The organism is Gracilibacillus sp. JCM 18966 (genome assembly GCF_055392695.1).
This window is the reverse complement of sequence record NZ_AP043883.1, coordinates 3,591,713-3,606,903: the sequence shown is the minus strand read 5'-3', so window position 1 is coordinate 3,606,903 and position 15,191 is coordinate 3,591,713. Positions and strand designations below refer to the sequence as shown.

Sequence of the window (15,191 nt, the reverse complement as noted above, 5' to 3'; positions counted from 1 at the left end):
CATACCTTTCTTTCACTTGTGACTTAATATTTAAGTTCTTTCATTAGCTTTATTAAAAATCTATTAAAAATTGCTCTAATCTATTTAAACCTTTTTTTAGTGTATCCAAATCATAGGCATAGGATAATCTTAAATATCCTTCCCCATATTTTGAAAAGGCACTTCCAGGAACGAGTGCTAATCTCTCTTTTTCCACGAGCTCTAGAGCGATCTCTAATGAAGACTTAGAACTCGATGATAGAGGAATAAAATAATAAAATCCTCCGTCGGGTAAATAAGTAGAGATACCCATTTCCACTAACCTCTTATAGACAAAATCTCTTCTTTCTCGGTATGCATCACGCATAACTTCTGCATCATTTTTGCCATTTGTTAATGCTTCTAAGGCGGCATATTGGCTAACTGATGTTGCGCACGAAACATAGTATTGATGGACCTTTAGGATATGTTGAATTAACCAAGCAGGACCTAAAATATAACCAATACGAAAACCTGTCATGGAATGTGATTTAGATACTCCGTTAATTATAATTGTTTTATCCTTGATTTTCCTACATCTTCCAATCGAGAAATGATCCTTTTCGTAAATTAATTCACTATAGATTTCATCTGCAATAAGGAATATGTCTTTATCATCGAGTAATGAAGCTATAGCCTTCAGTTCTTCTTCAGACAAAGTTACACCAGTAGGATTAGACGGATAGGGTATTAATATTGCTTTTGTTCTGCTAGTGATCATAGGCTCGATCAATTCAGCTGTTAATTTAAACTTACTTTGTCGTGTATCTACATAAACTGCCTTGGCACCATTAAGTGTGATCAACGGTTCATATCCTGGGTAAACTGGTCCAGGCAAGATAACCTCATCTCCTTGATCCAGAATCGTTTTTAGTGTGGCGGCAATCGCTTCTGATGCTCCCACCGTAACTAAAATCTCCTCTTCTGGGTGATAATCAAGTTGATATCTTTCTTTAACATAGTTAGATATTGCAGTTCTGAGAGATAATATTCCCGCATTATGGGTATATGTTGTATGATTACGATGTATGGCCTCTATCGTCATTTTTTTAATATGCTCGGGTGTAGGAAAATCTGGTTGCCCGATTGTCAAAGATACCATATTATCATAGTCATTAACTAGATTAAAAAATTTTCTTATACCTGAGATTTCTATTGACTTTACCTCATTGTTGATTCTATGTTCCATTTCCAAACCTCCATAGATTCGATCATTCCTTATATAAAAATAATAATTTGGAAATAATGCGAATAGTATTGTCTGATATTTTATCATAAATGAAAGAGGAGAGAAAAAATGTGGGAAACTATTTGGAATCAATTTGTTCGTATAAGTGATTTTATTTTTTTAACAATGAGAAAGGAATTATTCATTTTCTTAACTGTATTTTTATTTATTCTCATTATCTATCTAGTTATCAAACCTATTATACGATTATTAATCGCGCTAGAATGGGAATTGTTCCTTTCCTTTTTTATTGCGATTATTCTAAGTGTCTTCATCTTGCAAAGACTTCCAGTTATGATAGAAAAGGAGTACTTGATATATACAATTGTTGCTTTCTCCATCTATATAGCAATTCGCAGAAGTGTGGCTTTACTTAAAAAAGACTAAATATAGGAATTCTTACGTTGTGCCAATTTCTTTAGTGACAAGGTCAACAAAAAGATAGCATCATTAACTCATACACACCTAGGAGTAGGGCTTACTATGCTGGAAAAGATGAGTTTCTGCTGACCAATTACCTTCCTATTATTTCTTATGAAAGAAACGTGAATGGTTGGATATAGGAGAACGATGGAATGCAGAGGTAGGTTTAACCTTATTTTTAGGAATTTTCCTGTTTATATAATGTGCTAAAATATTTTTAGCTTTATTTAAAGAAAGATTCGGTCTTGGATTACGATAGGATTCATCTAGTTTACCTAAATGTTCAAGTTGTTTCATATCCTCCTTGGAAGGAGGCAAGTGAAAGTAGTAATCCCCAACTTTTATAAGCATGACGGAATGTTGTTTACTATTTTTTGGGTTATTCGAAAAATGTAAGCCTACTTTTACGGCTTTTTGTTCCTTTAAAAGCTTATTCATTGTTTCCTTTTTCAGTTGATATAAGAAGGAAGGATCGATCGCAGTTTTCGCATGACGATTAACAACGAAGAGGGCTTGTCCTATCTGCTCAGTATGATTTGTCATCATTAGTTCACTTCCTTTCATCAAGTAAAAAGTAGAAGCACAATGTGCTTCTACCAATACTTTAATTCATTGCTTGGATATCTTCAACTATTTTTTCCATATTCGCAGCCTTGGAACCGTCATATGCTTTTATTGCATTTCCTTCTGGTGTAACAATGTAAAATCTAGTTGTATGCATATATTGATCGTCCTCTAGTTTTTCTAGTGGGGCTTTAAAAGATTTTTTAACAAACTCTTTAATTTCCTCATAAGTATAGCCTGTTAAGAGGTTCCAATTGTCGAAGCTTGCACCTCTTTCTGCTGCATATTGCTTCAACAATTCCGGTGTGTCTACCTCAGGATCAACAGAGAATGATACAAGCTGTGCATCTATATTAGCATCTGCTAGCATTCCTTGTAATCTTACCATATTAGAAGTCATTGGTGGACAGACTGTATTACAATTCGTAAAGATCATACTCGCTACCCAAAATTCTCCTTCTAAATCACTTTTCGAAAATTCTTCCCCATCTTGATTTGTGTAGGTGAAATCCTCTATTTCAAACGAAAAATCTCCTTCATATTTATTCCCACAAGCTGTTAATAATGTGACGAGTGATATAAGCAATAATAATAAACGGTAATTTTTATTCACTTTATTCAACCTTTCTAAGTTCATATAATGTTATTTCTGGCTTGCAAAAAAATCGATAAGGCAATCTGGTTGTTCCGATCCCTCGACTGACAAATAATTGAAGTGGCTTTACACCAATTTGATAACTCCCTTCTACATATTTCTCAGCTAAATAAGGGGTATAAATATAGCCGAAAAATGGTAGTTGTACTTGTCCACCATGGCTATGTCCCGAAATTTGGACATCAACCGGATAGTCCTTTACTCTATCAGCAATGTCTGGTTCGTGTGCCAATAGTATAGTGAAATCTGGATTAGATGATGTTTGTAAGGTTTTATCTAAATCTGGTTTACCAAATATTAAATCATCTAAACCTGCAATCATGATTTTTTCACCATTTCTTTCGATGATATGGTTATTATTTAATAACAATTGAAAATCTGCTTGATCAAACGTTTGTTTCACAATATCTGTACCATAGCCTCCATGATCATGGTTACCATAAACCCAGAACTTTCCGTGTCTAGCGGATAATTGATTTAATATATTTGGTATATCGTTATTCCATTTATAGGTTTGTGGATTGTCCACTAGATCACCAGTAAAGGTAATAATATCAGGATTTAATGCATTTATTTTCTGTACTAATTTTTGTAATTGCTCCACTGTATAATGAAATCCGATATGTGTATCTGAAAATTGTAGTATTTTTAAAGAATCAAAATTGTTTGGGATTTTACTAGATTCTATTGCTATACGATGAACTTCTAACATTTTTGGTTCCATCTCGCGGGCATAATAATAGGTTCCTCCACCCAAACCGAAGATTGATACGATACCTGCGAGTAATCTTTTTATAAAAGTACGACGCTTCATTATAAGATAACCTTTCTCTCACGATATTGGCCTCTATTATAACATGATATAGTGCGATTATCTGCACGGAACGATAAAGTACACATAATTTTTAAATTTATGATAAAATAAACGAGGTGATTATTTCAAACTCCTTCACCAATTACAAAAGGAGTGTCAACATGTCTAGTGTAATAAAGCGCAATCTTGAAGATTTAACGGTCCGTGATTTCATGATACCAGCTGAAAAGGTAGCACATGTACAAATAGGAAACCCTATCGAACACGCTTTATTGGTTTTAGTAGAATCAGGATACTCTTCTGTTCCGGTATTAGATATTGATTATAAATATCGTGGAACAATTGGAAAAACACCTATCTTAAAAAGTGTAATGGGGATAGAACGTTTTGAGATGGAAATACTATCAGAGAAAAAGGTAGAGGATGTTATGCGTAAGGACCAACCGACCATAACAAAAGATACCGATTTTTTAACCTGTTTAAAGGTTGTCATTGATCATGCTTTCGCTTGTGTGGTGGACGAGGGTGGGTATTTCGTTGGCATCATTACACGTCGAGCTATTTTAAAAGAAGTCAATAAATCCATGTATCTTTAGATAACAACCTTGGACATTTATTCAGATTTTTGATAAATTGTGTAAGTAAAATTTTATGAAGGAGTCGGATTTATGAAAATGATGGATGCAAATGAAATAATCTCATTTATTTCAAATAGTAAAAAATCAACACCAGTTAAAGTATATGTGAAAGGAGAAAACTTAAATAAAATTGAAGCTACAGGCGATGTGAAAACCTTTCTAAATGATCAAAATGGTGTAGTATTCGGTGAGTGGAAGGAAGTTCAAGAATTATTAGATACATATAAGAATGATATCACGGATTATGTCATTGAAAATGACCGTAGAAATTCAGCTATTCCGTTATTAGATATGAAAGATATTAATGCAAGAATTGAACCAGGTGCGATTATTCGAGAACAGGTCGAAATTGGTGATGGTGCGGTCATTATGTTCGGTGCTATGATCAATATTGGATCTGTTGTTGGTGAAGGAACTATGATCGATATGAATGCCTGTCTTGGTGGAAGAGCAACTGTAGGAAAGAATTGCCATATTGGTGCAGGTGCAGTCCTTGCTGGAGTTATAGAACCCCCTTCAGCGCAACCTGTCATCATTGAAGACGGTGTTGTAATTGGAGCAAATGCCGTAGTTTTAGAAGGAGTGCGTGTAGGAGCAGGAGCGGTTGTTGCTGCAGGTGCAATTGTGACAAAGGACGTTCCACCGAATACAGTAGTTGCGGGTGTTCCTGCCAAAGTATTAAAAGAAATCGATGATCAAACGAAATCTAAAACAGAAATTATGGAAGCTTTAAGAAAATTAGACGAGTAAGGATAAAAAGGCTGTCTCAGATATGAGTTACAGCCTTTTTATTAGAGAATGTCATTATGGTAGTGAAAGGGGGATATAGATGAATACGGATCAATTACTCCAGGTTAGAAAAGATCTTCATCAAATTCCTGAGTTAGGTTTTCAAGAATTTAAAACACAAGAATATCTATTAAATGTGATTAAAAATATGGATCAATCGAATTTAGAAATTGAACAATGGAAAACAGGGATTTTTGTTCTAGTAAAAGGAAAAAATCCTTCCAGAACGATTGGATATCGAGCTGATATGGATGGGCTACCAATCCAAGAACAAACTGGTTTACCTTATACGTCTATCCACCCAAGTAATATGCATGCATGTGGCCATGATTTGCATATGACAATTGCATTAGGAGTTTTAGATCGATTAGCGCATAATCCAATCGAAGAAAATGTTCTAATTGTTTTTCAACCAGCTGAGGAAGGTCCTGGTGGGGCAGAACCTATCCTTGCCTCAAAACTGCTCGATAAATGGCAATTAGACATGATTTTCGCTCTTCATATTGCTCCAGAGCTTCCAGTAGGAACGATCTCGTGTAGATCTGGAATTCTATTCGCCAATACTAGTGAGTTGTATTTAGATTTCACAGGTAAAGGTGGACATGCTGCATACCCACATCTAACAAAAGACATGATTGTAACAGCAAGTGCTTTTGTTACACAGCTACAGCAAATTATCTCACGAAGGGTCGATCCTCTAGATAGTGGAGTGATAACCATTGGGAAGATGACAGCAGGTTCTGTTCAAAATATTATTGCAGAAACTGCTCGTTTAGAGGGAACAATAAGAACTTTAAAGCCTGAAACAATGAATCAAATAAAAAATCAGCTTGAGCAGTTCATAAAAGGATTTGAGATAAGTGCTGACTGCAAAATAGATGTTGATTATGGGGCAAATTATTATCAGGTTGAAAATACAGACCGGTATGTCAAGCAGTTTTCAAATGTCGTAACATCCCTAGGCTATTCTTACATTGATGCAAATCCAGCTATGACTGGTGAGGATTTCGGATATTTTCTGAAGGAATACCCGGGATTTATGTTTTGGTTAGGCGTGGACTCGGCATATGGATTGCATCATAGTATGCTCAATCCAAAGGAAGGAGCAATAGAAGTAGGGGTAAATTCAGTGGTAGAAATGATTAGAAGTCTTTAAAAGCGATTTATCTCTCACCATTCGTTTATTGTTCCTTTTCATTGTAACTAGTAGATTAGTTGACTAGTTCATCCAGTTAAATTATAATTTTATTCGTAGAGATATAAGAAAAATGTACGGAGGGATAATTTAAATGGCTGAACGTATGGTAGGAAAGCAAGCACCTCGTTTCGAAATGGAGGCAGTTCTTGCTAACAAAGAGTTTGGGAAAGTATCATTAGAAGAGAATATGAAAAATGACAAGTGGACAGTGTTATTCTTTTATCCAATGGATTTTACTTTTGTATGTCCAACGGAAATAACCGCTTTGTCTGATCGTTATGATGAATTTGAAGATTTAGATGCAGAGGTAATCGGTGTTTCTACTGATACAATACATACACACTTAGCTTGGATTAAGACTGCAAGAGAGGATAATGGTTTAGGAGATCTAAATTATCCACTAGCAGCAGATACAAATCACCAAATTTCAAAGGAATACGGTGTATTAATTGAAGACGAAGGTGTAGCATTAAGAGGTCTTTTCATTATTAGTCCTGAGGGTGAACTTCAATACCAAGTTGTTAATCATAATAATATCGGTCGTGATGTAGATGAAACATTACGAGTTCTACAAGCACTGCAAACTGGTGGACTTTGCCCAGCTAACTGGAAGCCTGGTCAAGAAACATTATAATGTCTAACCAAAAGGTCTAACCATTGTTAGACCTTTGTCTATGTTTAGATAGACATATATAATTATTGCTTTGACTTTTGGACATCGTGCAAAAAACTAAGTAGTATTTTGCCAAAAAGATAAACCTAGGAGGATTTTTAGGATGAAATTAAGAGCTCCAATGCCAGAATTAAATGGCGCGACAGAATGGTTAAATGGTGAGGTGACACGAGAGGACTTAATTGGAAATAAGCCTACTTTAATCCATTTCTGGTCGGTAAGCTGTGGCTTATGTAAAGAAGCAATGCCAAACGTAAATGAATTCCGTGATGAATATAAAGATGAGCTTAACGTCATTGCGGTGCATATGCCAAGATCTGAAAAGGATTTAGACATTGATCAAATTAAAGAAGTAGCAAGTGAACACGATATTACGCAACCAATCTTCGTTGATAATAAACATACATTGACGGATGCATTTGAAAACCAATATGTGCCAGCATATTATGTATTTGATGCTGAGGGAAATTTACGACATTTCCAAGCTGGCGGTGGCGGTATGAAAATGCTTCGCAAACGAGTTAACAGAGTATTGGGAATAACAGAAAAATAAAAAAATGTCCTCCTCTGAGGGCATTTTTTTATTTTTCTTGCATACGTGACCTTGTCATCCCATGCTAGACAAACCAGCAAAAAAAAATTATTAGAAATTAAGTCGAAAAGGTGGAAATTTATTTCGGATACCGTTATATTTATATTTACGTAAAAAAATAGGGGGTGCAAATCTAAAATGGAAACATTTAAAAAATTGAAGCAATTCTATTGGCCTTTTAAGTCATACTTCTTCTTGTCAGTCATCTTTGTATTAATCGTAACCGCTATCACTGTTGTATACCCAATTATCCTTCAAATAACAATTGATGATGTCGTCACACCGGCTGAATATCAATTGATTCCATATCTTTCCGTTGCTTTTATTGGATTGATGATATTGAAGGGTTTTGCAAACTTTTTTCAACAGTATTTAGGTGATTTGTTTGGCATTAAATCAGTTTATGTGTTAAGGGATGAATTGTACAAAAAATTGCAAAGGCTTTCGTTTACTTACTATGATAATGCGAGAACAGGGGACTTGATGTCACGTTTAACAATGGATGTAGAAGGCTTTCGCTTTTTCCTTGCAGCAGGTTTTAAAGAACTTATTCGTGTTCTATTGTTAATTGTCATTAGTTTAAGTGTCATGTTTTATTATTCGGTTCCATTAGCCGTTGTTACTATGGCGGCAATGCCATTTTTGGCGGTCGTAGTATTTCGTTTTGATCGAAAGGTACATCCCGCTTTTCGTAGCATTAGAAAATCATTAGGTAGGTTAAATACTAGAATTCAAGAAAATGTTAGTGGAATGAATACTGTTAAATCACTTTCAAAGGAAGATTTTGAAATTGATCGGTTTACAACAAATAACACCAACTATCGTGAAGTAAATATTCATACATCTAATATTTGGGCGAGGTACTTTCCGCTAATGGAGTTTATTGGAAATGTTAGTATGGTAGCCTTACTAGTTTATGGTGGTTACTTAGTGATTAATAATCAATTAGCATTAGGGGAGCTTGTCGCCTTCTTTAGTTTAGTAACTTATATACTCGGACCACTTATGCAATTAGGGTTTGTTGTGAATATGTTTTCACAAGCGAAAGCATCTGGGGAGAGGCTACTGGAAATTTTAGAAGCAAAAGAAGATATTATGGATGAAAAGGATCCTGTTCAGCCAAAAGAACTTAAAGGACATGTTACCTTTAAGAATGTCTCATTAACTTATATTGAAGATGATGATGCCGCATTAAAAAATGTTTCTTTTGATGCACCACCTGGAAAGGTAATTGGTCTAATAGGACCAACAGGTGCAGGGAAAACGAGTATTACTCAATTAATGACTAGATTTTATGAACCAGACCAAGGAGAAGTTACTATAGATGGAAAACCTACAAGTAGCTATCCTTTAAAATGGTTAAGAAAGAACATTGGTTTTGTACTCCAAGAGTCATTCTTATTTTCTACAACGATTAAAGCCAATATCGCTTATGGGAATCCTGATGCATCCATGGAAGAAATTATCGCAGCAGCTAAGCGAGCACAAGCACATGATTTTATCATGGAAATGCCTAATGGATATGACACCATGCTAGGAGAAAGAGGTATGGGTCTATCTGGTGGACAGAAGCAACGAATTGCGATAGCACGTGCTATTTTAATTGATCCGAGCATTCTAGTGTTAGATGATGCAACATCAGCAGTAGATATGGAAACTGAATTTCAAATACAAAAAGCATTAAAAGAAGTAATGAAAGATAGAACGACCTTTATTATTGCCCACAGAATTTCTTCTCTAAAACATGCAGACGAAATTCTCGTCTTAGATGAAGGAGAAATAGTGGAGCGAGGAACTCATCATCAGTTAATCCAGCAGAATGGCTCTTACCGCAGAATTTATGATATTCAATACAAAGATAAGGATATTGTAATGGAGTCATTATAGAAAGGGAGGGAGAAAATTTGGCAAAGTCATTGACTGCAAAAGAAATGAAAAAGGATAGTCCACATTTAAAAAGATTCTATTATCCATTAGACCAGGCCGTTGAGAAACCTTTTAATTGGAAGCAAATGCTTCGATTATTACATTATTTGAAGCCATATGTGAAAAATTTACTACCTAGTGCGATCCTTGCGATGCTACTTTCCACGATTGTTCGTTTAATTGTTCCGATTTTGATTGGTAAGGTAGTAATAGATATGGCGATAAAGGATGAGAATGTTAGCTTACTTACTTATTTAATTATTGGGATATCGATTCTCTATTTAATAAGTTATATTGCCAATATGTTTCGCATAAAGTTAGTGAATATCCTTGGTCAAAGAGTGATATATGATCTGCGGAAAAGTTTATTTTCACACGTTCAACGGCTATCTCATAATTTTTTTGATAAACGTTCGGCAGGATCCATCTTAGTTAGAATTCTAAATGATGTTAACTCCTTACAGGAATTGTTTACGAACGGGATAATTAACTTATTAATGGATATTATCATGTTATCAGGAATTATTGTTATACTGTTTGTGTTAAGTCCGAAACTAGCACTGGCAGTTCTCGTCATTCTACCAATTATGTTTCTTATTTCAACAAAACTAAGAAGGACGATTCGTCGTGCTTGGCAGTCTGTTCGTATCCAAAAATCGAGGTTAAACTCCCATTTAAATGAGAGCATGCAGGGCATTCGAATAACACAATCTTTTTCACAAGAAAAGGAAAATACTGAATTTTTTAATGGAGTAAACACGGATAATTATGAAAATGAACGAATAGCGATGAAAAAAAGTGCTTACTTTGGTCCCTTTGTAGAATTGAGTAATGCAATAGGTACGGTAATATTAATTTCCTATGGTGCGCATCTCATCATCACAGGTGATATTGTCGTTGGTACGTTCGTTTCCTTTGCTTTTTATCTAGGTATGTTTTGGGAGCCGATTTCTAGACTTGGCCAGATCTATAACCAGCTTTTAGTAGCAATGGCGTCCTCAGAACGTATTTTTGAATTCTTGGACGAACAACCAAACGTAATGGAAAAGAAACATGCGAAGAAATTTGAAAATATGAAAGGAAACATTGTATTTGATAAAGTTCAATTTTCATATGATCAGGATCGCATAGCTTTACATGAAATTTCACTTGAGATGAAGCAAGGCCAAACAGTTGCACTTGTGGGCCATACAGGTTCGGGTAAATCCACTATTGCCAATCTCATCAGTCGTTTTTATGATCCGACAAAAGGATCAGTGAAAATAGATGGCAACGATCTGAGAGATATGAATTTAACTAGCCTACGCGAAAATATCTCCGTCGTACTCCAGGATACGTTCATTTTTTCTGGTACAATCATGGAGAATATTCGCTTTGGAAGACCTGAAGCGACGGACGAAGAGGTTAAAGAAGCTGCAAAAGTAGTTGGAGCTAATGACTTCATCAAGCGCTTATCTCATGGCTATGAGACAGAGGTAGAAGAAAGAGGGAATATTCTATCTGCTGGAGAGAGACAGCTGCTTTCCTTCGCTCGAGCACTGCTAGCTAACCCGAGAATATTAATCTTAGACGAAGCAACAGCGAGTATTGACACAGAAACCGAGGTCAAAATTCAACTTGCACTTAAAAAATTGCTGGAAGGGCGAACTGCCATTATGATTGCCCATAGGTTATCTACTATTAGAGAAGCTGACAATATTATTGTTTTAGAACAAGGAAGAATTCTAGAGCAAGGAAATCATGAACAATTAATGCAAAGCAAAGGGGAATATTACGAATTAGTCAAATCACAATTTGATATGCTTGATGCATTATAATTCAAAAAAGGTGAGCTACATGATGGGCTTGCCTTTTTTGCGACTTAGAAAGAAAGAGCGAATGCGAGTTTATCTATTAGAATGTCTAATAAAAAAATGCAATAGAGTTACATGGTATGCTAAAATAACGGATATAAAGATTTTTTTGGAGGATTTGTCATGAAGAGAGAGTTTGCAGTGATCGGGTTAGGTCGATTTGGTGGAAGTATCTGCCGTGAATTAAGTGAAGAAGGTATGGATGTATTAGCAATAGATATCCATGAAGAAAAAATTAATGAATATAAAAATATTGTTACTCATGCTGTTATCGCGGATACTACAGATGAAAATACGTTAAAAGAATTAGGAATTAGAAATTTTGAGCATGTTATTGTTGCTATTGGCGAGAATATTCAAGCAAGTATTTTGACTACATTGATGTTAAAAGAATTAGGGATAAAAAAAATAACCGTAAAAGCTCAAAATGATTATCACGAGAAAGTATTGAATAAAATAGGGGCAGACCATGTTGTCCATCCTGAACGAGATATGGGAAGAAGAATTGCTCATAATATTATTTCAACCAATATTTTAGACCATCTCGAATTGTCTGATGATCACAGTATTGTGGAAGTAAAGGCAGGAAGTAGAATGCATGGAAAAACCTTGATAGAGTTAGATATACGTGCACAGTTTGGTTGTAACGTTGTTGCCATTAAACAAGCAAATGATAAACAAATTAATGTTTCTCCAATGGCGGACCAAATAATAGATCAGGATGATGTTCTCATCGTAATTGGAGCAGACAAGGATATTTCTAGATTTGAAAAACAATTAGTCCTTGATGAATGATCGTTCTTTTAGCTGGAAACTAATAGAAAGGCACCTTGGGATTTTATACCCAAGGTGCCTTTGCTTTATTCCAGAGGCGATCTAAGAATCACTCCTGATGGAAGTCCCTGTTTATACTTCCATTATAATAGGTAATATCATCGGACGACGTTTTGTTTTGTCATATAGAAATGGTGCGATAGTGTCTGTTATTTCATTCTTGATCTCAGACCATTGCGTTGTTTTACGCTCCATTACTTTATTTAAATGCTTAGAGACAATTTTTTGAGCTTCATTTATGAGATCCTCTGACTCTCGCATGTAAACAAACCCACGAGATATAATGTCAGGACCTGATGCGATCTTGAAATCCTTCATATTGATACTAACAACTACGATAACGAGTCCCTCTTCTGATAAAATTCGTCGATCTCGTAATACAATATTACCGATATCTCCAATACCACTACCATCTACATAAACAGATCCTGATGGAATTTTACCAGCAATACCAGCAGAGTCTTTTCCGAGTGCTAAGACCTCACCATTATCCATGATGAAGCTATTTTTTATAGAGATTCCACAGCTTTCAGCTAATCTCGTGTGTTCTTTAAGCATACGATACTCACCGTGAATTGGTAAAAAGTACTTAGGTTGAATTAAGCGCAGCATAAGCTTTTGCTCTTGTTGGCCACCATGTCCAGATGTGTGAATATCATTCAATTTACCGTGGATGACTTCTGCTCCAGCTCGGTAAAGCTGATTAATAATTTTGCTGACACTAAGTGTATTCCCAGGGATTGGTGAGGAAGAAAATACAACAGTGTCACCAGGTATAATTTGTATTTGACGATGGGTACCATTTGCAATCCTTGATAATGCTGCCATTGGCTCGCCTTGTGAACCAGTACAAAGAATGGCTACTTCATTTGCTGGTAGTTGATTAATTTGATTTGCATCAATAAATGTATTTTTAGGGGCACGGATATATCCTAATTCTTGTCCGATTTTTATGGCCCCTTCCATACTTCTACCAAAAACGGCGACTTTTCGGTTATTCTTGACAGCAGCTTCTACCATTTGTTGTAAACGATGAATGTTAGAGGCAAAGGTTGCAAATATTAATCTGCCATCAATTCTTGAGAAGATATCATTTATACTATCCCCGACTACTCTTTCTGATAGTGTAAAATCTGGTACCTCACTGTTCGTACTATCCGACAAGAGACATAGTACGCCTTCTTTCCCGATTTCAGCCATCTTTGTTAAGTTAGCTGGTTCTCCAACAGGAGTAAAGTCAAACTTAAAGTCTCCCGTATGAACAATATTTCCAGGAGGTGTTTTTACTACAATGCCATAGGAATCTGGAATGCTGTGTGTTGTTCTAAAAAATGATACAGCTGTTTTTCTAAATTTGATAATGTCTTCTTCTTGAAAGGTGTGTAATTTAGCCCTTCTGAGTAATCCGTGTTCATCCAATTTGTTCTTAATTAATCCAATTGCTAATTTCCCTGCATAAATAGGAACATTAATTTCTCTTAGTAGATAGGGGATGCCACCAATATGATCTTCATGACCATGTGTAATAAACAGCCCTTTAATCTTATCTTGGTTTTGCACAAGATATGTGTAATCCGGTATGACATAATCAATCCCTAATAACTCGTCTTCAGGAAATTTAATCCCTGCATCAATGAGAATGATTTCATCTTGAAATTGCACACCATACGTGTTTTTACCAATTTCACCAAGACCACCAAGTGCAAAAACTGCAGTTTGATCATTCTTAACAAACTTCATTTTTAGGCATTCTCCAACTGGAAGAATTCTGATTGTTGTTCATATGCAAGGTGTTCATCATCTAATAATTGGATAAATTCGATGTTGTAATTTCTTTCTTTTATTAACGTACGTACTTCACGTTCATTGTTTGCACGTACGTATATACTTTTCGTATTCTCGCGTACGGGTATTTCACTTGCGTTCTCTTGATATAGTACTTTATATACCATTTTATCTCTCCTTCAACTTTACATACTTGTATTATTTTTCTTTCGAATCCATAGTTCGTTTAAGCTTTGTATCAAATTTAGAACGTTGCATTGTAGTTGGTACACGTCTTCTCAAGACATCTCGCCATCGTTTTTTTAGTTTTTCCTTCAAACGTTTAAGCATAGTCACTTCCAACTCCTTCCTAATTGATTAGAAAAGAAAAGCAAGTACTCAATGAACCGATCCAATCCCTATTACTTATTAGTATAGTATGATTTCAGTTATTTTGAAACAAAAAAGCTAAAATCTCTAAAAATAATTTTGTGATATGGTTCAAAATAGGGTGTAATAAGTGGCGTTGCATAGTGGTCATTATTAGCATTTACAAACAAAAAAATAACTATGCAAAACTTTTGGAAGAATTATGCTAAAAGCAGCTGTCAGGAATTTCTGAAAAATGAAACAAATTTCTATCTTTTTCGTATATACTAGAGATAGTACTGCAGAGAGGTGAAAGAGGTATGGGGATTTTTAAAAGAATTGGCACTATTTTAAAAAGTAATATCCATTCCGATAAGAATAAGATGATCGAGGTTCAAAAAGATATGGATCAATTAATACGTGAGCTAAAAGCCAAAGTAGAGACTGCTCAAGTCCAGTTAGGCAGAACAGAACAACAAGTATTGGAGCTTGAGAAAGACATTGCTAAATTTACTCGCTATGAACAAAAGGCAACAGATGCTTCGATGGAGGCTTCCTTCCGTATGCAAAAAGAGACTGCCAAAAGCAAACTTGACCACCTGCTGATAGAGCGAACAGAATTACAGCAAAAGCATGATAACTTATTAAAAGCTTTCCAGGGACTTCAATATCGCCAGAGTGAAAGTATGCAATACTTAAAGACAATGAATATGGAAGCACAGACAAAGAAAAAAATAGCTGATTTATCTAATGAAATGCAAAGTTATGAAAACCAAGTGAGAAGAGAGCTAGCAGAAGCAGAAGCACTGCTTGAATTACGAAAGGATACAAATTATTAGAGGGGATGAAAGGG

At 35.4% G+C, this 15,191-nt stretch carries 17 protein-coding genes; 10 read left to right on the top strand and 7 right to left on the bottom strand.

Annotated features, from left to right (window positions below; genetic code table 11):
* Window positions 1-52: 52 nt before the first annotated feature.
* Window positions 53-1,207 carry an aminotransferase A gene (locus tag ACZ5N5_RS17585; protein WP_109984533.1) on the bottom strand — a complete coding sequence of 385 codons (1,155 nt, stop codon included), beginning with the start codon at window positions 1,205-1,207 and terminating at the stop codon, window positions 53-55.
* Between the two features lie 108 nt (window positions 1,208-1,315).
* Between ACZ5N5_RS17585 and ACZ5N5_RS17580 the strand changes: the two genes are divergently transcribed.
* Window positions 1,316-1,633, top strand: a complete 318-nt coding sequence (locus ACZ5N5_RS17580) for a hypothetical protein (RefSeq protein WP_054859586.1) — start codon at window positions 1,316-1,318, stop codon at window positions 1,631-1,633.
* Between the two features lie 138 nt (window positions 1,634-1,771).
* Here the strand turns inward: ACZ5N5_RS17580 and ACZ5N5_RS17575 are convergent, their stop codons facing one another.
* The 3 genes from ACZ5N5_RS17575 to ACZ5N5_RS17565 all read right to left on the bottom strand — a co-directional run bounded on the left by ACZ5N5_RS17575 (window position 1,772) and on the right by ACZ5N5_RS17565 (window position 3,702).
* Window positions 1,772-2,212 (bottom strand): YkyB family protein, encoded by a 441-nt coding sequence (locus ACZ5N5_RS17575; RefSeq protein WP_054859702.1) that lies wholly within the window; start codon window positions 2,210-2,212, stop codon window positions 1,772-1,774.
* 61 nt (window positions 2,213-2,273) lie between these two features.
* Complete coding sequence (locus tag ACZ5N5_RS17570; RefSeq protein ID WP_245902314.1) at window positions 2,274-2,846, bottom strand: SCO family protein; 573 nt, start codon at window positions 2,844-2,846, stop codon at window positions 2,274-2,276.
* Between the two features lies 1 nt (window position 2,847).
* Window positions 2,848-3,702, bottom strand: coding sequence for a metallophosphoesterase (locus ACZ5N5_RS17565; protein WP_054859584.1), 855 nt, complete (start codon window positions 3,700-3,702; stop codon window positions 2,848-2,850).
* A 161-nt stretch (window positions 3,703-3,863) separates the two neighbouring features.
* On the opposite strand from ACZ5N5_RS17565, the gene cbpB reads away from it, so the two are divergent.
* From cbpB to ACZ5N5_RS17525, 8 genes are all read left to right on the top strand, one after another.
* Window positions 3,864-4,298, top strand: coding sequence for a cyclic-di-AMP-binding protein CbpB (gene cbpB / locus ACZ5N5_RS17560; RefSeq protein ID WP_054788629.1), 435 nt, complete (start codon window positions 3,864-3,866; stop codon window positions 4,296-4,298).
* 72 nt (window positions 4,299-4,370) lie between these two features.
* Window positions 4,371-5,090: a 2,3,4,5-tetrahydropyridine-2,6-dicarboxylate N-acetyltransferase gene (dapD, locus tag ACZ5N5_RS17555; RefSeq protein ID WP_181397516.1), complete on the top strand. Its 720-nt coding sequence runs from the start codon at window positions 4,371-4,373 to the stop codon at window positions 5,088-5,090.
* A gap of 79 nt (window positions 5,091-5,169) precedes the next feature.
* Window positions 5,170-6,285 (top strand): N-acetyldiaminopimelate deacetylase, encoded by a 1,116-nt coding sequence (locus tag ACZ5N5_RS17550; RefSeq protein WP_277678684.1) that lies wholly within the window; start codon window positions 5,170-5,172, stop codon window positions 6,283-6,285.
* A gap of 133 nt (window positions 6,286-6,418) precedes the next feature.
* Window positions 6,419-6,961: a peroxiredoxin gene (locus ACZ5N5_RS17545; protein ID WP_054788630.1), complete on the top strand. Its 543-nt coding sequence runs from the start codon at window positions 6,419-6,421 to the stop codon at window positions 6,959-6,961.
* 142 nt (window positions 6,962-7,103) lie between these two features.
* Window positions 7,104-7,553: a TlpA family protein disulfide reductase gene (locus tag ACZ5N5_RS17540; protein WP_054788631.1), complete on the top strand. Its 450-nt coding sequence runs from the start codon at window positions 7,104-7,106 to the stop codon at window positions 7,551-7,553.
* 177 nt (window positions 7,554-7,730) lie between these two features.
* The gene (locus tag ACZ5N5_RS17535) at window positions 7,731-9,479 is read left to right on the top strand and encodes an ABC transporter ATP-binding protein (protein WP_109984529.1); all 1,749 of its coding nucleotides are present in this window, start codon (window positions 7,731-7,733) and stop codon (window positions 9,477-9,479) included.
* Between the two features lie 44 nt (window positions 9,480-9,523).
* Entirely contained in the window at window positions 9,524-11,335 is a 1,812-nt protein-coding gene (locus ACZ5N5_RS17530; RefSeq protein WP_277678698.1) for an ABC transporter ATP-binding protein, read from the top strand.
* A gap of 159 nt (window positions 11,336-11,494) precedes the next feature.
* A complete protein-coding gene (locus tag ACZ5N5_RS17525) occupies window positions 11,495-12,166 on the top strand; it encodes a potassium channel family protein (RefSeq protein WP_277678685.1) in 672 nt (223 codons plus the stop codon).
* 111 nt (window positions 12,167-12,277) lie between these two features.
* Here the strand turns inward: ACZ5N5_RS17525 and rnjA are convergent, their stop codons facing one another.
* The 3 genes from rnjA to ACZ5N5_RS17510 are packed head-to-tail and all read right to left on the bottom strand — an operon-like array spanning window position 12,278 to window position 14,326.
* Window positions 12,278-13,945: a ribonuclease J1 gene (gene rnjA, locus ACZ5N5_RS17520; protein ID WP_277678686.1), complete on the bottom strand. Its 1,668-nt coding sequence runs from the start codon at window positions 13,943-13,945 to the stop codon at window positions 12,278-12,280.
* A gap of 2 nt (window positions 13,946-13,947) precedes the next feature.
* Window positions 13,948-14,157, bottom strand: coding sequence for a DNA-dependent RNA polymerase subunit epsilon (locus ACZ5N5_RS17515; RefSeq protein WP_054788632.1), 210 nt, complete (start codon window positions 14,155-14,157; stop codon window positions 13,948-13,950).
* A 31-nt stretch (window positions 14,158-14,188) separates the two neighbouring features.
* The gene (locus ACZ5N5_RS17510; protein WP_181397514.1) at window positions 14,189-14,326 is read right to left on the bottom strand and encodes a hypothetical protein; all 138 of its coding nucleotides are present in this window, start codon (window positions 14,324-14,326) and stop codon (window positions 14,189-14,191) included.
* 332 nt (window positions 14,327-14,658) lie between these two features.
* Between ACZ5N5_RS17510 and ACZ5N5_RS17505 the strand changes: the two genes are divergently transcribed.
* Window positions 14,659-15,177, top strand: a complete 519-nt coding sequence (locus ACZ5N5_RS17505; RefSeq protein WP_277678687.1) for a PspA/IM30 family protein — start codon at window positions 14,659-14,661, stop codon at window positions 15,175-15,177.
* The last annotated feature ends 14 nt before the right edge of the window (window positions 15,178-15,191 follow it).